This is a genomic window from Cryobacterium tepidiphilum, assembly GCF_003716325.1.
Taxonomy (GTDB): Bacteria; Actinomycetota; Actinomycetes; order Actinomycetales; family Microbacteriaceae; genus Cryobacterium; species Cryobacterium tepidiphilum.
This window is the reverse complement of the sequence record NZ_RDSR01000009.1, coordinates 84,463-108,932: the sequence shown is the minus strand read 5'-3', so window position 1 is coordinate 108,932 and position 24,470 is coordinate 84,463. Positions and strand designations below refer to the sequence as shown.

General features: G+C 70.6%; 19 protein-coding genes and 1 riboswitch. Of the genes, 8 read left to right on the top strand and 11 right to left on the bottom strand.

What is annotated here, in order from left to right:
- The 3 genes from EEJ31_RS07415 to EEJ31_RS07405 form a co-directional block, all read right to left on the bottom strand.
- On the bottom strand, positions 1 to 349 hold a 349-nt coding region (locus EEJ31_RS07415), incomplete at its 3' end, for an FGGY family carbohydrate kinase (protein ID WP_267897612.1).
- Between the two features lie 63 nt (positions 350 to 412).
- Positions 413 to 1,153: an MIP/aquaporin family protein gene (locus EEJ31_RS07410; RefSeq protein ID WP_267897611.1), complete on the bottom strand. Its 741-nt coding sequence runs from the start codon at positions 1,151 to 1,153 to the stop codon at positions 413 to 415.
- Positions 1,154 to 1,302: 149 nt separating this feature from the next.
- Positions 1,303 to 3,006, bottom strand: coding sequence for a glycerol-3-phosphate dehydrogenase/oxidase (locus EEJ31_RS07405; RefSeq protein WP_199727301.1), 1,704 nt, complete (start codon positions 3,004 to 3,006; stop codon positions 1,303 to 1,305).
- A gap of 107 nt (positions 3,007 to 3,113) precedes the next feature.
- Here EEJ31_RS07405 and EEJ31_RS07400 point away from each other — a divergent pair, with 107 nt between their 5' ends.
- Entirely contained in the window at positions 3,114 to 4,088 is a 975-nt protein-coding gene (locus EEJ31_RS07400) for a sugar-binding transcriptional regulator (protein WP_123045658.1), read from the top strand.
- 179 nt (positions 4,089 to 4,267) lie between these two features.
- Here the strand turns inward: EEJ31_RS07400 and EEJ31_RS07395 are convergent, their stop codons facing one another.
- Positions 4,268 to 5,158: an endonuclease domain-containing protein gene (locus tag EEJ31_RS07395; protein ID WP_123045657.1), complete on the bottom strand. Its 891-nt coding sequence runs from the start codon at positions 5,156 to 5,158 to the stop codon at positions 4,268 to 4,270.
- A gap of 461 nt (positions 5,159 to 5,619) precedes the next feature.
- Positions 5,620 to 5,750, top strand: a riboswitch (FMN riboswitch).
- Between the two features lie 80 nt (positions 5,751 to 5,830).
- Between EEJ31_RS07395 and ribD the strand changes: the two genes are divergently transcribed.
- From ribD to ribH, 4 genes are read left to right on the top strand one after another with little or no spacing between them, the layout of a single operon-like run.
- On the top strand, positions 5,831 to 6,862 hold the full coding sequence (ribD, locus tag EEJ31_RS07390; protein ID WP_123045656.1) for a bifunctional diaminohydroxyphosphoribosylaminopyrimidine deaminase/5-amino-6-(5-phosphoribosylamino)uracil reductase RibD: 1,032 nt from the start codon (positions 5,831 to 5,833) through the stop codon (positions 6,860 to 6,862).
- Complete coding sequence (locus tag EEJ31_RS07385) at positions 6,863 to 7,639, top strand: riboflavin synthase (protein WP_407643215.1); 777 nt, start codon at positions 6,863 to 6,865, stop codon at positions 7,637 to 7,639. It abuts the gene before it with no gap.
- Positions 7,636 to 8,898: a GTP cyclohydrolase II gene (gene ribA / locus EEJ31_RS07380; RefSeq protein WP_123045655.1), complete on the top strand. Its 1,263-nt coding sequence runs from the start codon at positions 7,636 to 7,638 to the stop codon at positions 8,896 to 8,898. The genes EEJ31_RS07385 and ribA overlap by 4 nt, the downstream gene beginning before the upstream one ends.
- Positions 8,895 to 9,371, top strand: coding sequence for a 6,7-dimethyl-8-ribityllumazine synthase (ribH, locus tag EEJ31_RS07375; RefSeq protein WP_123045654.1), 477 nt, complete (start codon positions 8,895 to 8,897; stop codon positions 9,369 to 9,371). The genes ribA and ribH overlap by 4 nt, the downstream gene beginning before the upstream one ends.
- Positions 9,372 to 9,488: 117 nt before the next feature.
- On the opposite strand, the gene EEJ31_RS07370 is transcribed toward ribH, so the two are convergent.
- Entirely contained in the window at positions 9,489 to 9,926 is a 438-nt protein-coding gene (locus tag EEJ31_RS07370; RefSeq protein WP_123045653.1) for a DUF2269 family protein, read from the bottom strand.
- 188 nt (positions 9,927 to 10,114) lie between these two features.
- Between EEJ31_RS07370 and EEJ31_RS07365 the strand changes: the two genes are divergently transcribed.
- A complete protein-coding gene (locus EEJ31_RS07365) occupies positions 10,115 to 11,482 on the top strand; it encodes an MFS transporter (protein ID WP_123045652.1) in 1,368 nt (455 codons plus the stop codon).
- Between the two features lie 121 nt (positions 11,483 to 11,603).
- A complete protein-coding gene (locus EEJ31_RS07360) occupies positions 11,604 to 13,670 on the top strand; it encodes an ABC transporter ATP-binding protein (RefSeq protein WP_123045651.1) in 2,067 nt (688 codons plus the stop codon).
- A gap of 165 nt (positions 13,671 to 13,835) precedes the next feature.
- Here the strand turns inward: EEJ31_RS07360 and EEJ31_RS07355 are convergent, their stop codons facing one another.
- Together EEJ31_RS07355 and EEJ31_RS07350 are read right to left on the bottom strand one after the other, a co-directional pair.
- Positions 13,836 to 16,949: an alpha-mannosidase gene (locus EEJ31_RS07355; protein WP_123045671.1), complete on the bottom strand. Its 3,114-nt coding sequence runs from the start codon at positions 16,947 to 16,949 to the stop codon at positions 13,836 to 13,838.
- A gap of 70 nt (positions 16,950 to 17,019) precedes the next feature.
- A complete protein-coding gene (locus EEJ31_RS07350; RefSeq protein WP_123045670.1) occupies positions 17,020 to 18,852 on the bottom strand; it encodes a phosphoenolpyruvate carboxykinase (GTP) in 1,833 nt (610 codons plus the stop codon).
- Positions 18,853 to 19,102: 250 nt separating this feature from the next.
- Between EEJ31_RS07350 and EEJ31_RS07345 the strand changes: the two genes are divergently transcribed.
- The gene (locus tag EEJ31_RS07345) at positions 19,103 to 20,545 is read left to right on the top strand and encodes an XRE family transcriptional regulator (RefSeq protein WP_123045650.1); all 1,443 of its coding nucleotides are present in this window, start codon (positions 19,103 to 19,105) and stop codon (positions 20,543 to 20,545) included.
- 108 nt (positions 20,546 to 20,653) lie between these two features.
- Here the strand turns inward: EEJ31_RS07345 and EEJ31_RS07340 are convergent, their stop codons facing one another.
- The 4 genes from EEJ31_RS07340 to EEJ31_RS07325 all read right to left on the bottom strand — a co-directional run bounded on the left by EEJ31_RS07340 (position 20,654) and on the right by EEJ31_RS07325 (position 24,436).
- On the bottom strand, positions 20,654 to 21,319 hold the full coding sequence (locus EEJ31_RS07340; RefSeq protein WP_123045649.1) for a hypothetical protein: 666 nt from the start codon (positions 21,317 to 21,319) through the stop codon (positions 20,654 to 20,656).
- Between the two features lie 151 nt (positions 21,320 to 21,470).
- The gene (locus EEJ31_RS07335; protein WP_123045648.1) at positions 21,471 to 22,238 is read right to left on the bottom strand and encodes a 3-hydroxyacyl-CoA dehydrogenase; all 768 of its coding nucleotides are present in this window, start codon (positions 22,236 to 22,238) and stop codon (positions 21,471 to 21,473) included.
- 1 nt (position 22,239) lies between these two features.
- Positions 22,240 to 23,424, bottom strand: coding sequence for a thiolase family protein (locus EEJ31_RS07330; protein ID WP_123045647.1), 1,185 nt, complete (start codon positions 23,422 to 23,424; stop codon positions 22,240 to 22,242).
- A 214-nt stretch (positions 23,425 to 23,638) separates the two neighbouring features.
- Positions 23,639 to 24,436, bottom strand: a complete 798-nt coding sequence (locus EEJ31_RS07325; RefSeq protein ID WP_123045646.1) for a TrmH family RNA methyltransferase — start codon at positions 24,434 to 24,436, stop codon at positions 23,639 to 23,641.
- Between the last annotated feature and the right edge of the window lie 34 nt (positions 24,437 to 24,470).

Sequence of the window (24,470 nt, the reverse complement as noted above, 5' to 3'; positions counted from 1 at the left end):
CGGCCGCGAACCGGTCCACGATCGGCTGCGTGCGGGTGTCCTGCCACACGATCGCGTTATAGACCGGCTCACCCGTCGTCTTGTCCCACACCACCGCGGTCTCCCGCTGATTCGTGATCCCCACCGCTTCGAGGTCGTGCCTCGTCAGGTTCGCCTTCGACAACGCCTGCCCGATCACCTCGCGCGTGTTGTCCCAGATCTCCTTCGGATCATGCTCGACCCACCCGGCCTTCGGGAAGATCTGCTCATGCTCCTTCTGCCCGGTCGACACGATCGACCCCGACTTGTCGAAGATGATCGCACGCGTGCTCGTGGTTCCCTGGTCGATCGCCAGAACATAGTTGCCCATGGGTTAACTCCTTCGTTATTCAGCGGGTGAGTGAGGGTGAAACAAGACGACGGATGCTGCCGCCTACGCCAGGACCGGCAGCAGGGCCAGCGAGGCCCAGCCGGCCAGTACGCCGCCGATGATGGGGCCGGCGACGGGGACCCAGGCGTAGGCCCAGTCGGAGGAACCCTTGCCCTTGATCGGCAGGAACCAGTGCGCGATGCGCGGGCCGAGGTCACGGGCCGGGTTGATCGCATACCCGGTCGGGCCACCCAACGACGTGCCGATCACGATGACCAGCAACGCCACCGGCAACGCGCCGAGCGCCGCGAGGCCGCCCGCGTCACCGTTGTGGCCGAACGCGATCACGACGAACACCAGCACGAACGTGCCGATGATCTCCGTCACGAGGTTCCAGCCGTAGGAACGGATCGCCGGCCCGGTCGAGAAGACGCCCAGCTTGCTCGCCGGCTCCGGCTCCTCATCGAAGTGCTGCTTGTAGGCCAGCCACACCAGCACCGCACCGAGGATCGCACCGATCAGCTCCGCGGCGATGTACGCGAGGATGGACAGGACATTCACCGGCACACCGGAACCGAACTCCGACGCCCCCGACGCCACCAGGCCCAACGTCACTGCAGGGTTCAGGTGCGCACCCGAGTTGTAGGCCACGATCACACCGGCGAACACCGCCAGGCCCCACCCGATGTTCACCATCAGGAACCCACCGCCCAGGCCCTTGTTCCGCGCCAAGGCGACGTTCGCCACCACGCCACAACCCAGCAGCACCAGCATCGCCGTGCCCACGACCTCAGACAGGAACACGATTCCTAAATTGTCCACTTTGACCTTCCAGATGGATGTACCACGCTCGCAGATCGCGAGTCTTTGAAACCGTATCGAGCCGGGCCACGAAGAAACAATCGGCTTGAGCGGTTTTCACTGCACGTTCGTGCAGATTCTGCGGAGTCCCGTCAGCCGGCCATCGCTGTCCGCGGCGCGAGTTCGACGCCGTGCGCGTCCCTCAACACCTCCCCGGCGAGCGCCACCTCGGAGGCTTTCCGGCCGGCGTCCCACTCCAGCACGGGCGCGACCAGGTCGGCGAGTTCGTTCAGGAGGGCCAGCGACAGGCCGCCGACGAACGCCATGCTCGTGCGGCGCAGCAGCACGTCAACGAGGTGCACGACCGATTCGGTGCGGGCGAGGTACTCGATCTCTCGGCGCGAGTAGTCGGCATTGTTCTCCAGCGGCGCGTCGGGCGCGTCGACGAGGAACTCGATCACGTCGGCCGCGCGGCTGCCGTACCGCTCCAGCAGCTGCGCGGCGCGGGCGGCGCCCACCTCGTCACCGTGCGTAGCGAGCCAGACCCGGCGCGCGGCATCCGTCACCGGGTAGTCACGACCGCCGCCGATGGGCACGCCCTCGGTCGACACCACGCGGCGCATGCCGAGGAGCGCCAGCACATCGTTGCTCAGGTGCTCGGCGAGCGCCCGGAAGGTGGTCCATTTGCCGCCGACGAGGCTGAGCACGGTCGTGGGACCGTCGCCGAGCGGCCGCGACTCGATGCGGTAGTCGCGGGACACGAAGCCCGGGGCCTCGTCGTCGTGCCGGGGCAGCGGGCGCACGCCGGCGAAGCGGAAGACGATCTGCGAACGGTCGACCGGAACGCCTGGGAAAACGTGCGCGATGAGCTCGAAGAAGTAGTCCACCTCGTCCTCGGTGCATCGGATCGGCTTCGTCATGTCGTGCTCGAGGTCGGTGGTGCCCACCATCACGCGGCCCTTGAGCGGGTAGATCAGCACGATGCGGCCGTCGCTGTGCTCGAAGAAGATCTCCCGGCCGCCGGTCGCGGCGAGGAGCTCGGGGTTGTCGAGCACGATGTGCGAGCCCTTCGTGCCGCCCATGAACGCGCTCGGCTGGCCGAGCGACCGGTTGGTCAGGTCGGTCCAGGGTCCGCTGGCGTTCACGACGACGGATGCCTCGACGGCGAACTCCTCGCCGGTCACCGTGTCGCGCAGGCGCACGCCGGCGGCATCCGTTGCGATCGCTTCGACATAGTTGGCCGCGCGCGCGTGCGGGCCGGCGGCGAGCCCGTCGCGCAGCACGTCGAGGGCGAGGCGCTCGGGGTCGTGCATGGAGGCGTCGAAGTACGTCGCCGTGTACTTGAGGTCTGGATTGAGCGCGGGCAGCTGCGCGAGCGACGCCTTCGCGCCCCGGAACTCGTGGCGGGGCACCGAGCCGCCGTCGCGGGAGAACGAGTCGTAGAGCGACAGGCCGAGCTTGATCAGCAGGGCGCCGCGCTCCTGCGGCTTTCCCTGCCGGTGGGTGAGGAAGCGCAGCGGGGCGGAGAGCACGCCGGAGAAGGTGGAGAAGATCGGCACGGTCGTCTTCAGTGGCTTCACGTAGTGCGGCGCGATCTTTATCAGGGAGTTGCGTTCGGCGACCGATTCCCTGACCAGGCGGAACTCGCCGTTCTCGAGGTAGCGGATGCCGCCGTGGATCATGTGCGAGGAGGCGCTGGAGGCCCCGGAGACGTAGTCGCCCCTGTCGACGATCGCCACGTCGACGCCCTGCAGGGCGAGGTCGCGGAACGTCGCGATGCCGTTGATGCCGGCTCCGATGATGAGCACCTGGGCGCGCGGCCGAGTCTGGAGGTCTGACTGTGAAGAGCGCATCATTATCTTCAATCTCTGTTCGTCGTCGTTCGTCGTCATGCGAACAGTGCGATCCCATCATCCGTGGCACAATGTTTCAAGCTGGCTGAACATATGTGCAAGGAGTGAGGATGTCGACTGCAGGCGAGGCGATCCACCCCGACCGGATGCGTGACGCCCTCACGGCCGCGCACCTGTATTACATGCAGGACCTCACGATGGATGCCATCGCCCGGGAGCTGCACACCTCCCGATCCTCGGTTTCGCGGCTGCTGAGCCAGGCCAGGGCGAGCGGGCTCGTGGACATCCAGATCCACTCGCCGCTGGATGCCCCCAGCCACCTGGAGAAGGAGATCCTCGACCGGTACCGGGTGGCCGCGCACGTGGTGCCGGTGCCGAACCACACCAACGACGCCGATCGGCTGGAGCGCGTCGCCCTCTCCGTTGCACGAATTCTCGGCCAGTATTTCGACTCCAACATGACGCTCGGCATCGCGTGGGGCTCCACGATGAGCGCCATCAGCCGGCACGTCATCCCCAAGCCCACGCACAACTCGCAGATCGTGCAGTTGAACGGGGCCGGCAACATGCGCACCACCGGTATCGCCTACGCGAGCGAGATCCTTCGGCGGTTCGGCGACGCCTTCGGCGCCTACGTGCAGCAGTTCCCGGTGCCGGCGTTCTTCGACGACCCATCGACGAAGCAGGCGCTCTGGCGGGAGCGCACCGTGACCCGGCTGCTCGAGATGCAGGGGCGCATGGACGTGGCCCTGTTCGGGCTCGGCTCACCGTTCTCGAACGTGCCGAGCCACGTCTACGCCGGCGGGTACCTGAGCGAGGAGGACTACGCCTCGCTCAGCGCCTCGGGCGTGGTCGGCGATGTGGCGACCGTGTTCTTCCGCGCCGACGGGTCGGCCGACGGCATCCCGCTGAACGATCGCAGCAGCGGGCCGGACTTCGCCGTACTCCGTCGCACGCCGCGCCGCATCTGCGTCGTGTCGGGCAGCTCGAAGCTCGAGAGCCTCCGCGGCGCCCTCGCCGCGGACTTGATCACCGACCTCTACGTGGACGAGGGCATGGCCCGCGCGCTCGTCTCCGCCCCCTGACCCGGCCGTTCCCCTTGCGGCGGTCTCGACGCCGGCCCCGCGCACCGTCGCCCCGTCGCTAACTCCGGAAATCCCGCCGCGCCCCATCCTCCGCGCCCACGATCGGCCCGAATCACTGCCCGCGCCGGCCGACGCGAAGAAGACCTTCCGGAGTTAATGACGGCACGCACCAGGTAGCGCTAAACGATGAAGGTGCGGCAGTGGTTGTTCGCGGCGAGCAGGCCCGCGATGGCCGCAACCACAAGCTCGGGGTGGTACATGATGTCCCGATATAGGGCCCGGTAGCTCGAATAACCGGCGATGGCGAGATCGCGGTCCCGGGTCCGGTCCCTCACATGCTTGTCCCACCCGTCATGGAAGGCCCGGCTGTCCGCTTCGACCGCGACGCATCCCTCAACCACGATATCGACCCGGCCCACACCCCCTATCTCCACTTGAATCTCGAATGCCCACCCGGCCTGGTGGATCAGGAGTCGAAGCACCGTCTCCTGGCCCGCCTCGCTCCTGCCATCGACCAGCTGCTCCAGGTATCGAAGTCGCTCTGGAAGTTCGGCGAAGATTCCTGGAACCTGCCACGGCCGCACGAGTCCCAAATGGAGAGCGTTGTCGAGCGAAGCGAGCGCGAATCGAGGCTCCTGACAACGGAACGACTGAATGAGCGCGTCGGGAAGTCCGACAGCGTACTCGCTGCCACCCGTGATGTCGGTGAGCCGGTCCCAATGCAGCTGCACGCCCTTGCGATTGGCCCTGTTCAGAGGTTGGAATCGATCGTGCGGCGAACGAAGTCTCGTGGCATGCGGTGGCAGATGGATGTGAGTCGTGGAGGCATCGAAGGCGAAAACGCCGCCGTCGGCGAGGGCAGCGATACATCCGAGTCTTCCACCGAGCCGGACCGCTTCGAGGATGTGCCTGTCAGTGCCGGGGAGAACGTACTGCCCGCGCCTTGCACGCACCAGATATTGGTTGTCAACGGCAGCGTGCAGCGACTTGCTTGTTGCGCCAGCGGCGAGAAGTTGAGCAGTCGTGGCGACGCGAAGGTCGCCGTCGCGGAAGGCTTCGATCCATGTCATGCCGACAGCATTCAGAGCTCAGGCGTCTGATCGGTCCCGGCAGTGCTATCTGGGGAAAACTGCTCGTGCACGCCCCCCTGTTAGTAACTCCGGACGTATTCATGACCAGCGCCTGTTTCGTCCGCGTTTCGGCCGAGGCGGGTAGCGGTGACAGTCGGATCGCCGGAGTTAGCGACGGGCGGTGGCTGAGACGGGCTGGTCGGCCGGCTCCACACCCGCTCAGGCGCTCAGGACGGCCGCCTTACTCGCGCGCTCAGGATGCCGCACCCGCGGACGTGCGCCCTGCCGCTAACTCCGGAGACGCCTGCACTCGGGGTGAGGCAGCGGCCTGTTTCCCGCGGGCTCGAGAGGGGAGCCGGGTCGAATTACCGGAGTTAGCGGGGGGGCTAGCGCGGGAAACGCATGCGGAGGGGGCGGGGAATAAAACGGCGGCGGGGGCGTTGCGCTATAACTGTAGAAGAAACGTGCTCCGGGGTCGGTGAGAGTCCGAACCGGCGGTGAAAGTCCGCGAGCCGTGTCGCCCCCGGGCGAGACGGTTGAGCTGGTGAGATTCCAGCACCGACGGTGAAAGTCCGGATGGGAGGCGCACGAGTCGTTCGGCAGGCCGAACGACGGGTTTCGCGTATTCGCGACGCCCATCCCCGGAGTTCGTCACAGACGAACGAGGAGCGGATGGCCGAGGCAGCAAGCATCGAGAACGCGATGCACCGCGCCCTCGACCTCGCCACCCGCGGACCGGCGACCGGCGTGAACCCGCAGGTCGGTTGCGTCATCCTCTCCCCCGACGGTACCCCGCTCGCCGAGGGCTGGCACCGTGGCGCCGGCACGCCCCACGCCGAGGTCGACGCCCTGGCGAAGCTCCCCGCGGGCGCCGCGCGCGGCGCCACCGCCGTCGTCACCCTCGAGCCCTGCAACCACACCGGCCGCACCGGCCCGTGTGCCGTCGCCCTCATCGACGCCGGCATCGCGCGCGTCGTCTACGCCGTGGCCGACCCCGGCGAGCACTCCGCGGGCGGCGCCGACCGCCTGCGCGCGGCCGGCGTCGCGGTCGAGACGGGCGTGCTCACGGATGCCGCCACGCACCTGATCGAGGACTGGCTCGTCGCCGCGCGCCTGGGCCGCCCGTTCGTCACCCTCAAGTGGGCGTCCAGCCTCGACGGCCGAGCCGCCGCCGCCGATGGCTCGAGCCAATGGATCACCGGACCCGCCGCCCGCGCCGACGTGCACCGCCGCCGCGCCGCCGCCGGCGCCATCGTCGTCGGCACCGGCACCGCCCTCGCCGACGACCCGGCGCTCACCGCCCGCGACGACACCGGCGGCCTGCTCCCCACCCAGCCGCTCCCGGTCGTGGTCGGCCGCCGCGCGCTCCCGGCGGGCGCGCAACTGCGGCGCCACCCGCTCGCGCCGCTGTTCCACCCGGGCGACGACCTGCCCGGCCTGCTGCGCGACCTGCGCGAGCGCGGCATCCGTCGCGTCTTCATCGAGGGCGGCCCGACGCTCGCCAGCGCCTTCGTCGCCGCCGGCCTCGTCGATGAATACCTCGTCTACCTCGCCCCCACCCTCCTCGGCGGCGGCCGGCTCGCCCTCGGCGACATCGGCGTCACCACCATCGGCGAGCAGCGCCGCCTGCAGCTCGCCGCCGTCGACCGCCTCGGCGACGACCTGCTCCTCACCGCCCGCCCCGCACCGAAAGTCGAGCACTGAATGTTCACCGGAATCATCGAAGAACACGGCCGCATCGCCGCGATCGTGACCACAGCGGATGCCGCTCGCCTCACTATCCAGGGCTCCCGGGTTCTCGAGGGGGTCGGCCACGGTGACTCGATCGCCGTGAACGGCGTCTGTCTCACCGTCGTCGAGAGCACCGCTGACGCCTTCACCGCCGACGTCATGGCGCAGACCCTCGCCATGTCCACCCTCGACACCGCCCGCGTCGGCGACCCGGTCAACCTCGAGCGCGCCGCCCTCGTCGGCGACCGCCTCGGCGGCCACATCGTGCAGGGACACATCGACGGCACCAGCCGCGTGCTCGCCGTCACCCCCGGCGAGGCCTGGCGCGTCCTGCGGTTCACCCTCAACCCCGAGCTCGCCCCGCTGGTCACCGGCAAGGGCTCCATCGCCATCGACGGCGTCTCCCTCACGGTGAGCAGCATCAGCCCCGCCGACGCCCCCGAGCAGTGGTTCGAGGTGTCGCTCATCCCCGAGACGCTCACCGCCACCACCCTCGGCGAGCGCGTCGTGGGCGACCGCGTCAACATTGAGACCGACATCGTCGCGCGCCACATCGAACGGATGCTGGCCCTCGCCACCGCGGGGGCGCCCGGGGCGGGCCCCGCGTTCGTCTCGTCGATCGCGCCGGCCCCCGCCGCGCCGCCGGCCCCCGCCGCGCCGCCGGCTCCCCCGGCATCCGCCACACCCGCACCGTCCGCGCCGACGCAGCCCCCGGCATCCGCACCCGCACCCACAGGGAGCGCCTCATGAGCCTGTCCGACATCCCCACCGCCCTGGCGGCGCTCCGCCTCGGCAAGCCGGTGATCGTGGCCGACGACGAAGGCCGCGAGAACGAGGGCGACGTCATTATCTCGGCGCAGCTCGCCTCCCAGGAGTGGATCGCCTGGCTGGTGCGCGTGTCGTCGGGGTTCATCTGCGCGCCCATGACCAACGAGATCGCCGACGCACTCGACCTTCCGCTCATGGTGCTCGACAACGAAGACCCCCGCGGCACCGCATACACGCTGAGCGTCGACGCGGCCGACAGGCTGAGCACCGGCATCAGCGCCGCCGACCGGGCGCACACGCTGAGGGTGCTGGCCGACCCTGAGTCGATTCCGGCCAGTCTCAACCGGCCCGGGCACATCCTGCCGCTCCGAGCGAAGGACGGCGGCGTGCGCGAACGCGACGGCCACACCGAGGCCGCCGTCGACCTGATGAAGCTCGCCGGCCTCGTGCCGGTCGCGGCGATCTCCGAGATCGTGGCCGACGACGGCGAGATGATGCGCCTGCCCGGCCTCATCGAACTCGGCGAGCGCGAGGGCCTCCCGGTGATCACGATCGCGGAGCTCATCGGCTACCTCGATGAGCACGTCGAGGGCGCCGCGGCCGCCTCCCCCGCGCCCGTGCACGAGGGGGCGCGCGTCGACTTCGAAGTGGAGACCACCGTCCCCACCACGCACGGCGCGTTCCGCGTGCGCGCGTACCGCGACCGCATGACCGGCGCCGACCACGTGGCCGTCATCGCCGGCGACCCGCGCGAGGGCGCGCTCGTGCGGGTGCACTCCGAGTGCCTCACCGGCGAGGCGCTCGGCTCGCTCAAGTGCGAGTGCGGCCCGCAGCTGGACGCCGCGCTCGACCGCATCCAGGTCGACGGCGGCGTCGTGGTGTACCTCCGCGGGCACGAGGGTCGCGGCATCGGGCTCATCAACAAGCTGCGCGCCTACAAGCTGCAGGAGGACGGTCTCGACACCCTCGACGCGAACCTCGCGCTCGGGCTCCCGGCCGACTCCCGCGACTACGGCGCGGCCGCGGCGATCCTCGGCGACCTGGGCGTCAGCGGCATCCGCTTGCTCACCAACAACCCCCTCAAGGTGCGCGCGCTCGAGGAGCACGGCGTCACCGTGTCGGAGCGCGAGCCGCTGGTCGTGGGCGTCAGCCCGCAGAATGAGGGCTACCTCGCGGTCAAGCGCGACCGCATGGGCCACCACATCAGGGAAGAAGACATCGTGAAAGGAACCACACTATGAGCGGCGCAGGATCCCCCGAGATCAACACCGACGGCACCGGCCTTCGGATCGTGATCATCGCCGGGCAGTGGCACGAGGTGATCACCGACGGCCTGATCGCGGGCGCCACCCGCGCCCTCGAGGCCTCCGGCGCCGACTACTCGCTCGTGCGCGTGCCGGGCAGTTTCGAGCTGCCGGTCGCCAGCAAGGTGGCGCTCGAGAGCGGGGCGGATGCCGTGGTCGCGCTGGGCGTGATCATCCGTGGCGGCACCCCGCACTTCGAGTACGTGTCGGCGGCGGCAACGGATGGCCTCACCCGCGCGGCGCTCGACACCGGCAAGCCCGTGGGGTTCGGCGTGCTCACCCTCGACGACGAGCAGCAGGGCATCGACCGTGCCGGGCTCCCCGGCTCGAAGGAGGACAAGGGCGAGGAGGCCGCCCTGGCCGCGATCGCGACCGCCCGGCTCCTGGCCGACCTCCGCTCCACGGTCTGACGCCGCTTCCAGCTCTCACGCCGTGATGCGCGGGTTGAACGCCGCTGCGCGGGCTGAATTCAACCCGCGCAGCGGCGTTCAACCCGCGCGGCAGGGGCGGGCCCACGCGTCGCGGCGCTACGGCTTCCAGACCATCAGCACGACGACGGCCACGAGGAGTAGCGACGCCACGCCGCTGCCGGCCGCGATCGCCGGATAGCGGGCGTCGCCGGCATCCGCTGAGCCCTCGAGCGCCTCGGCCGCCGTGCGCATGGTCGGCACGACCAGGAACAGCGTGAGCCCGAGGGCGACGACGTAGAGGATGATCGACCACAGCACCCAGGGCGTGGTCACCGACAGGTCGAACTTCTCATCCGCCATGCCGACGAGGCCGAAACCCAGCAGCGCGACCACGACCGAGAGCAGGCTGAACACGCTGGTCGACTTGGCCAGCAGGGCGACCTGCGCGCCGTTGCCCGCGCGCACCGCGCGCATCGCGGTCATCGGCAGGATCGCCATCGGGCCGACGATGAAAACGGCGCTGACGACGTGCAGCACGTTGAAGAGAGTGTCCATGCTGCCAGCCTATCGACCCTGACAGATCGCTGACGGATGACGGATTCGTTGCCGATTCCCAGCTCGCTTAGGCTATCTTCTGCCTCCCACAAGGACGCCCTCTTCCCGGACCGTGCCCGTGACGCCTGACCGACGCTCGCGCATCCGTGCCATTTCACGCCCTTTTTCTCGAAAGCCACACCCCCTCTATGTCAGTTTCAACCGCATCCGTGCCCCTGGTGGCGGCGACCCCCGCCAACCCTCGCGGCCGGGTCATTCTCGCCAGCCTCATCGGCACGACCATCGAGTTCTACGACTTCTACGTCTACGCGACGGCAGCCGTGCTCGTCTTCCCGCACCTGTTCTTCCCCACCGGCAACGCGACGACGGCCCTGCTCGCCTCGTTCGCCGTCTTCGGCGCCGCCATGGTCGCCCGCCCGCTCGGCTCGGTCTTCTTCGGGCACCTCGGCGACAAGGTCGGCCGCAAGACCACGCTCGTCGCGGCCCTGCTCACCATGGGCATCGCGACCTTCCTCATCGGCGTGCTGCCCACCTACGTCACGGTCGGCTGGCTCGCCCCGTTCCTGCTCGTCGTGCTGCGCCTCGCCCAAGGCTTCGCGCTCGGCGGCGAGTGGAGCGGCGCCGCCCTGGTCGCGACCGAGAACGCCCCGGCGGGCAAGCGCGCCTGGTACGGCACCTTCCCGCAGATGGGCGCCCCGATCGGCTTCATCATCGCCAACGGCCTGTTCCTCATCATCGCCGCCGTGCTGCCGTCGGACGACCCGACCCGCCCCTCCGACGCGTTCCTCGCCTGGGGCTGGCGCATCCCGTTCCTGTTCTCGGCCGTCATGGTCATCGTCGGCCTCTGGGTGCGGCTGCGCCTCGTGGAGAGCCCGGCGTTCTCGAACACCGTCACGGCCGGCAAGGTCGTCAAGCTCCCGCTCGCCGCGGCCGTGCGCACGCACTGGCGCCAGCTCATCCTCGGCACCTTCTTCATGCTCGCCACCTACGTGCTCTTCTACCTGATGACCACGTACTCGCTGAGCTACGGCCGTGCGCCCATCGAGCCAACGGATGCGTCGAAACTCCCGGGCCTCGGCTACAGCTACAACTCGTTCGTGCTCATGCTCATCGTCGGCGTCGTCTTCTTCGGCATCTTCACCATGGTCTCCGGACCCTGGGCCGACAGGTTCGGACGCCGCAAGACGCTCATCTGGGTCACCGCCGGCATCATCGTGTTCGGCCTCATCTGGGTGCCGCTGCTCTCCGCCGGTTTCGTCGGCGTGATGGCCTGGCTCATCCTCGGTTTTGCGCTGATGGGGCTCACCTTCGGCCCCATGGGCGCCCTGCTCCCGGAGCTGTTCCCGACGAACGTGCGCTACACCGGCTCCGGCGTCTCGTACAACGTGAGTTCGATCCTCGGCGCCGCGGTCGCCCCGTTCATCGCGGTCTGGCTATGGCAGGTCGGCAACGGCAGCCCGTTCCTCGTCGGCGTGTACCTCGCCGTCATGGGGGTCATCACCCTGGTGGCGCTCCTGCTCGGCACCGAGACCAAGGACGTGGACATCAACCACTGACCGATCCCGGTCCTCCCAGGGCGCCGCGACTCCGGTCGCGGCGCCCTGTCGCGTTTCAGGCGGCAGGGCAGCGGATGCCGCTCCCAGCGAACAACAAATTCACACGGGTTAAACTTCGGCAGTGAGCACGAGCACCCGCACGACCCCCGGCGCCACGGGCGCCACCGCACCGCACCCGTCCGGTTCCTCCGGCGGAGGCGGCGCGGGAACGGCGACGGGCAGCGGCCGCGCGCCGCGCGGCACGAGCGCCGGGTCCGGCCGCCCCTCCACCCCGGGGCGCCTCAGCCGTGCCGAGCGCCGCGCCCGTGACGCCGCCGGGCCGCGCGCCCGGTTCAGCCAGCTCCTCCCCTACCTCTTCGAGCACAAGAAGGTGCTCGGCTTCGTCGCGGTGCTGAGCGTGATCGGCGCGGCAGCGAACCTCGCCCAGCCACTCCTGGTCAGCCAGGTCATCGACATCGTCGGCCAGGGGCATCCGCTGGGCAGCCTGGTCTGGGCGCTCATCGCTCTCGTCGTGATCTCCGGCTTCATCAGCGGCTACCAGCACTACCTGCTGCAGCGCACCGGCGAGGGCGTGGTGCTCTCCAGCCGGCGGCGGCTCATCCGGCGGATGCTGCACCTCCCCATCGCGGAGTTCGACACCCGCCGCACCGGCGACCTCGTGTCGCGCGTCGGCTCCGACACCACCCTGCTGCGCGCCGTGCTCACGCAGGGCCTCGTCGAGGCGATCGGCGGCTCGCTCACCTTCATCGGCGCGCTGATCGCGATGCTCGTCATCGACCCGGTGCTGCTCGGGCTCACGGCGCTCGTGATCGCCGTCTCGGTGGTCGCGGTCGTGCTGCTGTCGGCGCGCATCCGGGTGGCCAGCCACGCCGCGCAGGCCAAGGTCGGCGAGCTGGCCTCCAGCGTCGAACGGTCGATCAGCGCCGTGCGCACCGTGCGCGCCTCCAACGCCACCGAGCGCGAGATCGAGGCCGTCGAGGCCGACGCGCGGGGCGCCTGGCACATGGGCATCCGTGTGGCGAAGATCTCGGCGCTCGTCGTGCCGATCGCCGGAATCGCAATGCAGGTGTCGTTCCTCGTCGTGCTGGGCGTCGGCGGGTTCCGCGTCGCCAGCGGCGCCATCACCGTGGCGAACCTGGTGGCGTTCATCATCTTCCTGTTCATGATGATCATGCCGCTCGGCCAGGCGTTCGGCGCCGTCACCTCGGTCAACTCGGCCCTCGGCGCACTCGGCCGCATCGAGGAGATCATCAACCTTCCCAGCGAGGACGAGTCCGATCGCGACGTCGCTCCCCTGGCCGCCCTCCCCGGCTCCGACACCGAGGCCGCGATCGGTTTCGAGAACGTGCGCTTCGCCTACGCGTCGGCCGCGCCCGCCGACGCCGCCGACGACGACGACGCCGCAACGGATGCCGTGGCCCTGCCGGCCGGCGACGCCTCGGTCATCGAGACCGCCGTCGCCGAGGCCCGGACCGGGGGTTCGGCCGAAGCCGCCGCCGGCTCCGGCCGCGAGGTGCTCCGCGGCGTCTCCTTCACCGCGCCGAAGGGCCTCCGCACCGCGCTCGTCGGCCCCTCCGGCGCCGGCAAGAGCACGATCCTCGCGCTGATCGAGCGCTTCTACGACCCCACCTCCGGCGTGGTGCGACTCGGCGGTGTCGACATCCGTGCGCTGAACCGTGCCGAGCTGCGCGGCCAGATCGGCTACGTGGAGCAGGACGCGCCCGTGCTCGCCGGCTCGATCCGCGACAACCTCACGCTCGCGTCACCGCACGCCACCGACGAGGACTGCATCGCCGTGCTGCATGCCGTGAACCTGACCGAGGTGCTGGAGCGCGACCCGGCCGGGCTCGATGCGGCGGTCGGCGAGGACGGCGTCATGCTCTCCGGCGGCGAGCGCCAGCGCCTTGCCATCGGGCGCGCGCTGCTGGCTGCGCCGCCGATCCTGCTGCTCGACGAGTCGACGTCGAGCCTCGACGGCGTCAACGAGCAGAAGATGCGGGCGGCGATCGACGCGGTCGCCGAGAACCGCACCCTCATCGTGATCGCGCACCGGCTGTCGACGGTCGTCGACTCCGACCAGATCGTCGTGCTCGACCACGGGCGGGTTGTCGGCACCGGCACGCACTCCGAGCTCGTGCGGTCCACGCCGCTCTACCGCGACCTCGCCAAGCACCAGCTGCTGGTCTAGCCCCGGCCCGCGGATCCGTTGCCCGTCGCTCGCCCGCGGTGTCGCTAACTCCGGAAGAACAGCGGTCGCCCCGCCCTGGGGTGGCGGAGGAGTGCGGCGGTGCCGACCGCCCCGGGAAGGATTTCCGGAGTTAGCCACGGGGCGACGGGCGGCACGGGCGGAGCCTCAGGATCGGCGCGCGAAGCGGAGCGTGACCAGCTGGAAGGGCCGCAGTTCGAGCGTCGTCTCCGCGCCCGCGGCACCGACAACGGCGCGCGGCCGGCCAAGCGGGCGCTCCAGCAAGTCGGTCTCCGTTGCATCCGCTGCATCGAACGAGCGGATGAGCGTGGCCAGCGCCCGGGAACCGTGCGCCTCGTAGAGGCGCACCACCACGTCGCCGCTGCGGTCCTCCGCAAGCTTCACCGCCTCGATCACGACCGCGGGGTTGTCGATGCTGAACAGCGGCTCGATGGAGGGATCGGCGACGCCGGTCAGCGTGCGGAGCGGCAGGTTCAACCGGTACCCCTCCGCGACGGCGTCAGGGATGCCGGCGCCCACGCCGAGCGCGACGCGGAACCTGTGCTCACCCTGGTCGGCGTCGGGGTCGGGGTAGAGCGGCGCGCGCAGCAGCGAGAGCCGCACCGTCGTCGCCGGGTGACCGGCGGCATCCGTTGTTCGCGTGATGTCATGCCCGTAGCTGGCGTCGTTCGCGATCGCGACGCCGTAGCCCGGCTCGCCCACGTGCACCCAGCGGTGCGCGACGGTCTCGAACCGGGCGGCATCCCACGACGTGTTCGTGTGCGTGGGCCGGAAGACGTGCCCGAACTGGATCTCGGAGGCGGCCCGGTCGGCGTGCACATCGAGCGGGAAGGCGAGCTTCAACAGCTTCTGCCGCTCGTGCCAGTCGATGGCGACCCCGATGTCGATGGCCGCCCGGCCGGGGGCGAGGGTGATGTCCTGGGTGATGCGGGAGGCGCCCACGCTCCGCTCCACGCGCACGTGCGCGCTGTAGCCGTCGCTGCCGTCGGACACGATCGCGACGCTGTCGGCGGCGGTCAGATCGGTGACCGTTCGCCGGTAGTTCGCGTCGAGGTCCCAGGCGTCCCACTTGGCCGGCACGTCGCGGTGCAGCTGCGGCAGGTTGCCGCGGGCGCCCTCCGCGAGGAGCTCCCGGGCGTTCGCGAGGTCCATGACCGAGGTGAAGAGGCCATCGGCGTCGATGACGACAAGCACCCGGTCGTTGCGCAGCCGGATGCTTTCGCCCACCCGGGTGGCAGAAGCCGCACCCGCCGCGTGAGGGATCGCGAATCGACCTCCCGCGGCCTCGGGAAGGTCGACGTGCGACCCCTCACCGGGAGAACGGTCACCCGGAGCCCCGCCGAGCGCCGGCACCTCCTCCAGCGCGTACGGGCCGGCGTTGGCGACGAGCGTCGCCGCCCCGCTGCCGGCGAGCGCCCGCAACGCCGACTCGATGAGCCCCTCGAGCGTCACCGCGAGCGCCGCGTAGTTCCGCTCCGCCTCCCGGTGCACCCACGCGATCGACGACCCGGGCAGGATGTCGTGGAACTGCTGCAGCAGCACGGTGTGCCACGCGGTCTCGAGGGCGTCGTACGGGTAGTCGGCGAGCCCGCGAACGGATGCCGTGGCCGCCCACACCTCCGCCTCACGCAGCAGGTGCTCGCTTCGCCGGTTCCCCCGCTTCGTCCTCGCCTGCGAGGTGTAGGTGCCCCGGTGGAACTCCAGGTAGAGCTCGCCCGACCACACGGGCGGCGCCGGGTACTCGGCCTCCGCGGCCTCGAAGAACCGGCGCGGCGAGGAGAGCGTGACGCTCGGCGAGCCCTCGAGCGAGGCCGTGCGCCGGGCCGCCGCGATCATCTCCCGGGTCGGCCCGCCTCCGCCGTCGCCCCAGCCGAACGGGATCAGCGACGTGTTGGCGTGGCCTTTCTCGGCGAACACCCGCGCGGCGCGGGCGAGCTCCGCGCCCGACAGCTGCGCGTTGTAGTCGGCGACCGGCGGGAAATGCGTGAAGATGCGCGTGCCGTCGAGGCCCTCCCACCGGAAGGTGTGGTGCGGGAACACGTTGGTGTCGTTCCAGGAGAGCTTCTGGGTGAGAAACCAGCGCATCCCGGCGGCTGCGGCGATCTGCGGCACCGACCCCGAGTAGCCGAACGAGTCGGGCAGCCACACCTCCTCCGGCTCCACGCCGAACTCCTCGAGGAAGAACCGCTTGCCGGCGACGAACTGCCGCACGAGCGCCTCGCCGCCCGGCAGATTCGTGTCGGACTCGACCCACATGCCGCCGACCGGCACGATGCTGCCCGCGGCCACCGCCGCCCGCACCCGCTCGAACAGCTCCGGGTAGTGCTCCTTCAGCCAGGCGTACTGCTGCGCCGACGAGGCGGCGAACACGAAGTCCGGGTTCTCCTCGACCAGGGCGAGCACGTTCGAGAACGTGCGCGCCACCTTCCGCACGGTCTCCCGGGTGGGCCACAGCCACGCGCTGTCGATGTGCGCGTGGCCCACGGCGTGCAGCCGGTGGGCGCTCGCGGTGGCCGGGCTCGCCAGCACGCCGGCGAGTTCGGCACGACCAGCGGATGCCGTGCCCGCCACGTCGTCGGGGTCGACCGCGTCGAGGCACCGGTCGAGGGCGCGCACGAGGTCAGCGCGTCGCGCATCGATCAGGGGCAGCTCCCGCAGCAGGCCGTCAAGGGTCCAGATGTCCTGCGCGAGTTCCCACACCGGGATGTCCCGGAGCGCGACATCCGCCTGCCGGAACGTGTAGCGGTGGCCCGGCCGCGCTGTCGCCAGGTCGCCGTCGGGGGTCGGCGTGAACGTCCACGCCTGCGCGATGTCGGGGTTCGAGGCGGCTTCGATGTAGAGGTCGATCGGGCCCCCGGGGCTGAGCGGGAGCCAGCGGTTGAACGACTCGACCGCCTTCACGATCGCGCCGTCTGCCGTGTACGCCGTGCCCTCGACCTGAAAGCCGGGCACCTCGGCGGTGAAGCCGAGGTCGACGACGGCCTCGAGCGCCACCTCGCCGGTCGAAGCCGCGGCGGCCCACCCGTCGGGGACGACGCCGGTCAGGTGGAACCAGGTGGTGCCCCACGCGCGGCCCCAGTCGGTGCCGGCGGCGAACGGGCGGAAGTCCTGCCGCACGGCCTCCGCGAACGGCACGGGCTCCCCCGGCGCCTCCCACGCCTCGATCGTGAGCGGTGACGCGGCGCGGTACAGCGCCCGCGGCATCCGCTCACGCACGAACCGGTCGAGGCGCGCCTGCACGCGCGCGCTGTCGTCATGCATGTCGCTCACCTCGTCGTTCGGAGTGAGTCGAGCCTATTGCCCGTGCGCAGGCACGGGGCCGCCCGGCGCGCTACTGGCGCAGCCGGTAGCGGAGGCTCGCGAGCTCGGCGCGCAGCGCGGCCGGCACGCGGGTGCCGAAGCGCCCGAAGAACTCCTCGGTGAGGTCGGCCTCGTCGAGCCACGACGCGTGGTCGACCTCGAAGAGCTGCGTGATCGCATCCGGTGTGAGCTCGAGCCCGTCGATGTCGAGGTCGCCCGCGCCCGGCACCAGCCCGACCGGCGTGTCCACGCCGCCCGCGGTCCCCTCGACGCGGCGGATGATCCACTCGATCACGCGCGAGTTCTCGGCGAACCCGGGCCACAGGAACGACCCGTCGTGGCCCTTGCGGAACCAGTTCACCTGGAAAACCTTCGGCGCCTTGGAACCCAGCGTCTCCCCCACGCGCAGCCAGTGCGCCCAGTGGTCGGCCATGTTGTAGCCGCAGAACGGCAGCATCGCGAACGGGTCGCGGCGGAGTTCGCCGACGGTTCCCTCGGCCGCGGCGGTCTGCTCCGACGAGATCGTGGCGCCCATGAACACGCCGTGGCTCCAGCCGCGGGCCTGCGTCACGAGCGGGACGTTCGTGGCCCGGCGCCCGCCGAAGAGGATCGCGTCGATCGGAACGCCGCCGACGGCCTCCCAGTCGTCGGAGATCGACGGGCACTGCGCCGCCGACACGGTGAACCGGGAGTTGGGGTGCGCGGCCGGGCGGCCGGAGTCGGGCGTCCAGTCGTTGCCCTGCCAGTCGATCAGGTGCTCCGGCGGCGTCTCGGTGAGCCCCTCCCACCAGACGTCGCCGTCGTCGCGGAGGGCGACGTTGGTGAAGATGGTGTTGCCCCAGAGCATGTCGACGGCGGTGCGGTTCGTGCGCTCGCCCGTGCCCGGTGCCACACCGAAGAAGCCGGCCTCGGGGTTGATCGCCCAGAGCCGTCCGTCGTCGCCGGGGCGCAGCCAGGCGATGTCGTCGCCGATCGTCTCCACACTCCAGCCCGGCACGGTGGGCTTCAGCATGGCGAGGTTGGTCTTGCCGCACGCCGACGGGAACGCGGCCGCGACGTGGTAGCTCCGCCCCTCGGGCGAGGTCACCTTGATCAGCAGCATGTGCTCGGCGAGCCAGCCCTCGTCGCGCGCCATGACGGATGCGATGCGGAGCGCGAAGCACTTCTTGGCCAGCAGGGCGTTGCCGCCGTAGCCCGACCCGAACGACCACACCTCGCGGGTCTCGGGGAACTGCACGATGTACTTGGTGTCGTTGCACGGCCAGGGCACGTCGGCGGTGCGCACGCCGTGCTCGTCGACGAGCGGAGCGCCGACGCTGTGCACGGTGCGCACCCACGGGGTGCCGGCTTCGATGAGCCGCAGCACCGGGTCACCCATGCGCGTCATGATGCCCATGCTCAGCACCACGTACGGCGAGTCGGTGAGCTCCACGCCGAGCTGCGAGATCGACCCGCCGAGCGGGCCCATCGAGAACGGCACGACGTACAGCGTGCGCCCGCGCATGCTGCCGGCGAAGACGCCCCGCAGTTCTGTGCGCATCTCGGCCGGGTCGGCCCAGTTGTTGGTGGGTCCGGCGTCGTCGGGGTCGGTGCTGCAGATGAAGGTGCGGTCCTCCACGCGGGCGACGTCGCGGGGGTCGGACCGGGCGAGGAAGCTGTTGGGGCGCCATTCCGGGTTCAGACGGATGAGGGTGCCGTCGGCAACGAGCTGCTTCGCGAGCGCGTCGGCCTCGTGGGCCGTCCCGGTGCACCAGACGACGGCATCGGGCTGTGTGAGGGCGGCCACCTCGTCGACCCACTCCTGCAGGCGGGGGTCGCTGGTGCCCAGCGGATGCGTCGGCGTGCCGCGACGCGTGCCGTCCATGGGTACGGGCATCGGCACGTCCTGCACGGGCGGTGCGGGGACCGGTGCACTCTCGTGCGCGGCGGCCCGTGCTGCGTGGCTTCGGCTGGCGCTGCCGGAATGCGTGAATCGGCGGAAGGGTGCAATCGTCATCGGCTCGGCTCCTCGTCGTCGTGAAAAGTGGGGCTTTCCTTAACGATCCGCCGATAAACGCCTCCGGAATAGCCTTCAACGCTGTTAAGAACACCGAATCTTTCGGTAACGTTAAGGAATGGACGTCGACGAGAGCCACCTGATGACGCTGGGTCATCGCATCCGTCATTACCGCGCCGAACGCGGACTCACGCTCGACCAGCTGGGCCAGCGGGTGGGGCTCGCGGGCAGCCAGCTCTCACTCATCGAGAACGGCCGCCGCGAGCCGAAGCTCGGCACCACGAAGGACATCGCCGCGGCGCTCGGTGTTCCCCTCGCGGAGCTGCTGAGCGAGGAGGCGCCGAACCCGCGGTCCGCGCTCGAGCTGGAACTGGCGCGGGCGCAGCAGAATCCGCTGTACGCCACGCTCGGCCTGCCGCAGGTGAAGGTGACGAAGGGGATGCCGGAGGCGGCTCTCGAGGCGCTCGTCGGCCTGCACCGGGAACTGGCGCGCCGCGCCAGGGAGGCGATCGCGACGCCGGAGGAGGCGCGCCGCGCCAACACCGAGCTGCGCGACTACATGCGCGCGCGCAACAACTACCTGCCCGAGATCGAGGAGCTGGCCGAGGAGCGGGTGCGGGCCGCTGGGCACCTGTCGGGCGCCCTCACGCACCGCGAGGTCAGCGTGATGGCCGAGCAGCTCGGATTCGACCTGATCTACGTGAACGACCTGCCGAACTCGGCCCGGTCGGTGACCGACCTGGCCAACGGGCGCATCTACCTGCCGCCGGCGTCCATCCCGGGCGGGCACGGTCTGCGGTCGATGGCGCTGCAGGCCATGGCGCACCGGCTGCTGCAGCACGAACGGCCGGGCAGCTACGCGGAGTTCCTGCGCCAGCGGCTCGACATCAACTACTTCGCCGCCGCCTGCCTGATGCCGCGCGAGGCGGCCCTCACGTTCCTCCGGCAGGCCAAGAGCGAGCGGGAACTCGCCGTGGAGGACTTCCGTGACGCGTTCGGCGTCACCCATGAGGCCGCCGCGCTGCGGTTCACGAACCTCGCCACCACGCACCTCGACATCCCGCTGCACTTCCTGCGGGTCAGCGGCGACGGCGCCCTGCAGAAGGGCTACGAGAACGACGGCCTACCGCTGCCGGCCGACGTGACCGGCTCGATCGAGGGCCAGTTCGTGTGCAAGCAGTGGGGTGCGCGGTCGTCGTTCGCGAGGCACAACCGCACCACCGAGTTCTACCAGTACACCGACACCCCCGCTGGCACGTTCTGGTGCGCCACGCAGACCGGGTCAACGCACTCCGACGAGTTCTCGATCACGATCGGGGTGCCGTTCGGGCAGGCGAAGTGGTTCCGGGGACGCGAGACCACGCAGCGGGCCGTGTCCCGCTGCCCCGACGAATCCTGCTGCCGGCGGCCCGGCTCCGAGCTCAGCGAGCGCTGGACCGGCAAGGCCTGGCCGAGCGCACGCCTGCACGCGCACGTGCTCTCCCCGCTGCCGTCGGGCACGTTCCCCGGCGTGGACGACACCGAGGTCTACGAGTTCCTCGAGGCGCACGCCGCGGAGTAGTCGCGGCATCCGTTGCCCCACCGAGACGGCCAGTTGCGGTCGACGCGGACAGGTGCGCCTGTCCGTGTCGACCGCTCGTGTCCGTCTCGGCGGATGAGGCGCGTGCGGTTACCGCAGCTCGATCTCGCCGCAGCCGACGGGGAGCGTCGCCCACGCGGGCAGGCCGGGGAGCGAGGCGACCGTGTCGGGCAGCGGGGTGGACGGGTCGACGCCGTGGATGACGACGTGCCGGGTGTCGACGTCCAGCGGCCCCATGATCCCGTCTTCGAGCGCCGACATCGACGCCGTCTCACGGTAGCGGTAGGTGCCCCGGTCGTCGGCGGTCGGGAAGTCGAGCGACATGCCGAAGTCGTTCAGGTCGCTGTCGAGCGAGACGAGGATCGGCCCGTACTTGGGCAGCCCCTCGATCACGTCGACGAAGCCGTCGTGGTTCGCATCGTCTGCCATCGTGGGGCACTGCATGCCCGCGTGGATGTGCTGCGGGTGCAGGGTGCCGGGCGTGACGCCGCGAGCGCGAACCGTGATGCGGAAGTCGTCGGCCTTGATGCGGATGTCGGCCGTGGCATCCGTTGTGGGAATCCACACCGTCTGTTCGCCGCTGTCGCCCGAGACCATGTGCTGGCCCGCGTTCAGGGGCGCGAGCTCCGCAACATAGCGGTGCGATTTGTTCGCGTTGGCGTGGTGGCTGGCCGACGCAGGGAAGGCCGCCGCCCCGGTCACCGCGAATACGATTCCCGCCGCGGCCGCACCGGCAGCGAGGACTGACTTCTTCATGTTTTCACCTTCCAGATCGTCCCCCGGTCCGCGGTCGTCTGCGGGCAGTTACCCGAAGAAGCGGGCCCGGAACCGACGGTAGGAGCGTTCTGGCAAACGTGAAAGATCCTCGACGGAACAGTAGGCGATTTCCCAGCTTCGCTGCGGTGCGCTACCGCGGCTGCATGCGGATGGCCCCGTCGAGCCGGATCGTCTCGCCGTTGAGCATCGGGTTCTCCACGATGTGCCGCACGAGCGCGGCGTACTCGGCCGGGTCGCCGAGGCGCGACGGATGCGGCACCTGGGCCCCGAGGGAATCCCGCACCTGCTGCGGCAGGCCGCGCAGCATCGGGGTGTCGAAGGTGCCCGGCGCGATGGCCATCACCCGGATGAGTGTGGCCGCGAACTCGCGGGCGAGCGGCAGCGTCATCGCCGCGACGGCGCCCTTCGACGCGGCGTAGGCCGCCTGCCCGATCTGGCCTTCGAATGCCGCGACGGATGCCGTGTTCACGATCACGCCACGCTCCGGCGTGAGGCCCACCGGCTCGGTCTCCTGCATGGCGGCCGCCGCGAGGCGCACCACGTTGTACGTGCCGACGAGGTTCACCCGCACGACCCGCTCGAAGTCCTCGAGCGGCTGCGGGCCCTCCCGGCCCACCGTGCGGGCCCCGGAGGCGATCCCGGCGCAGTTCACGACGATGCGCAACGGGCCGAGGGCGGTCGCGGCGTCGACGGCCTGGTGCACGTCGGCCGCACTCGTGACGTCGCCGGGGGCGAAGACGGCGCGACTTCCGAGCGCGGTGACGATGTCGTCGCCGGGAGCGCCGGGGAGGTCGAGCAGCACGACCGACGCGCCGGCGTCGTGCAGGGCGGTAATGGTGGCCAACCCGAGTCCGGAGGCGGCGCCGGTGACGAGGGCGGAGCATCCGTGGATCAGCATGTCAGAGCCTCTCGATGATGGTGGCGTTGGCCATGCCGCCGCCCTCGCACATCGCTTGCAGGCCGAGGCGGCCGTCCGTCGCCTCGAGATGGGTGAGCAGCGTGCCGAGCAGGCGCGTGCCGGAGGAGCCGAGCGCGTGGCCGAGGGCGATGGCGCCGCCGCGCGGGTTGAGCTTCTCGGGGTCGGCGCCGAGCTCGCGCTGCCAGGCCAGCGGCACGGATGCGAAGGCCTCGTTGATCTCGAAGGCGTCGATGTCGGCGAGGCCGAGGCCCGTGCGCTCGAGGATGCGCTGGGTTACCGGGATCACCCCGGTGAGCATGAGCAGGGGGTCGCTGCCGGCGACGGCGAACCCGCGGAACCGGGCGCGGGGCGTGAGGCCGAGGCTCGCGGCGCGGTCGGCGCTCATGATCAGGGCAGCGGATGCGCCGTCGGTCAGCGGCGACGAGTTGCCGGCGGTGATCTTCCAGTCGATGTCGGGGAACCGCTCGGAGAGTGCGCTGGTGTGGAAGGCGGGCTTCAGCGACGCGAGGCCCTCCTTCGTGGTGCCGGGGCGGATGGTCTCGTCGCGGTCGACGACGCTGCCGTCGGGGGTGGTGATCGGGACGATCTCCGCGTCGAAGAAGCCGCCGGCCTCGTTCTCGGCGGCGAGGCGGTGCGAGCGGGCGGCGTAGGCGTCGAGCTCGTCGCGGCCGAGGTTCCACTTCTGCGCGACGAGCTCGGCGGAGACGCCCTGCCCGATGAGCCCGCCGGGGTAGCGCGCGTGCAGGAGGGCGCCGTGCGGGTCGGCGCTGCCGGCGTTCGAGCCGAGCGGGTTGCGGCTCATCGACTCCACGCCGCATGCGATCACAATGTCATAGCTGCCCGCGATCACGCCCTGGGCGGCGAAGGTGGCCGCCTGCTGGCTGGAACCGCACTGCCGGTCGACGGTGACGCCGGGAACCGAGTCGGGGAAGCCCGCCGACAGCAACGCGGTGCGCGTGATGTTGATGCTCTGCTCGCCGGACTGGGTGACGCATCCGCCGATCACGTCGTCGACGAGGGCGGGGTCGAGGTCGTTGCGCGCGAGCAGCGCGGTGAGCACCTGGGCGAGGAGGTCGGCCGGGTGCACGCCGGCGAGCGCGCCGCCGTGCTTGCCGCGCCCCGAGGGGCTGCGAATGACATCCACAATGACGGCGTCGCTGCTCATGCCCCCAGCCTAGGCCGGGGCGACTCGACCGCCCAGACCGGTGTCCGCCGCCCCGCGTCGCTAACTCCGGAGAATATGGCGCCCGGCCGACGAAGTACCGCGGACGACCGCGGCACGTCGGCCTCCCCCGATTCCCGACAGAAGAACTTCCGGAGTTAGCGCCGGAGGAGCGGGGCGCTCCGGGGTGGAAAGTGCGGGCGGGTGACGGTGCAGTTCAGCCGGAGAGCGCCCACATGGCGACGGCGCTCGCGGCGGCCACGTTCAGGGAGTCGATGCCGTGCTTCATCGGGATCTGCACCACCGTGTCGGCGGCGGCGAGCGCGTCGTCGGTGAGTCCGGGCCCCTCGGCGCCGAGCACGAGGGCCAGCCGCTCGTGGGAGCGGCCGGTGAACTCCCGCAGGCTCACGGCATCCGCTGTGAGCGCCAGAGCCGCCACATGGAAGCCGTGCCGGCTGAGCAGGGCGCGGGTCGGGCTCCAGTCGCCGACCCGCGTCCACGGCACCTGCAGCACGGTGCCCATCGAGACGCGGATGGCCCGGCGGTAGAACGGGTCTGAGCAGCGGGACGTCACCAGGATCGCGTCGGCGCCGATCGCCCCGGCGGAACGGAAGATGGCGCCCACATTGGTGGGGTCGGCCACGTTCTCGAGGATCACGATGCGGCGAGCGCCGTCGAGCAACTCGTCGGGGTCGGGCAGCGCGGGCCGGTGCATGGAGGCGATCAGGCCGCGGTGCAGGATGTAGCCGGTGAGCTCCGCGAGCAGCTCCCCCGGCCCGGAGAAGACGGTGACGTCCTCGCCGACGAGCGCGACGGCTTCGTCGACCGTGCCGCCGAGGGCGAGCACCGACCGCGGCGTGTGTCCGGCCCGGAGCGCACGCTCAAGCACCAGCGCCGACTCGGCCAGGTACAAACCGTGCTCGGTGCCGCGCGCCTTCTTCAGCGCGACGTCGGTGAGGTGCGAGTAGTCGGCCAGTCGCGGGTCGGTGAGGTCGCTGATCTGGATGACGGGCACCGGTAAAGCCTACGGGTGCGTGCCGTATCCAGGC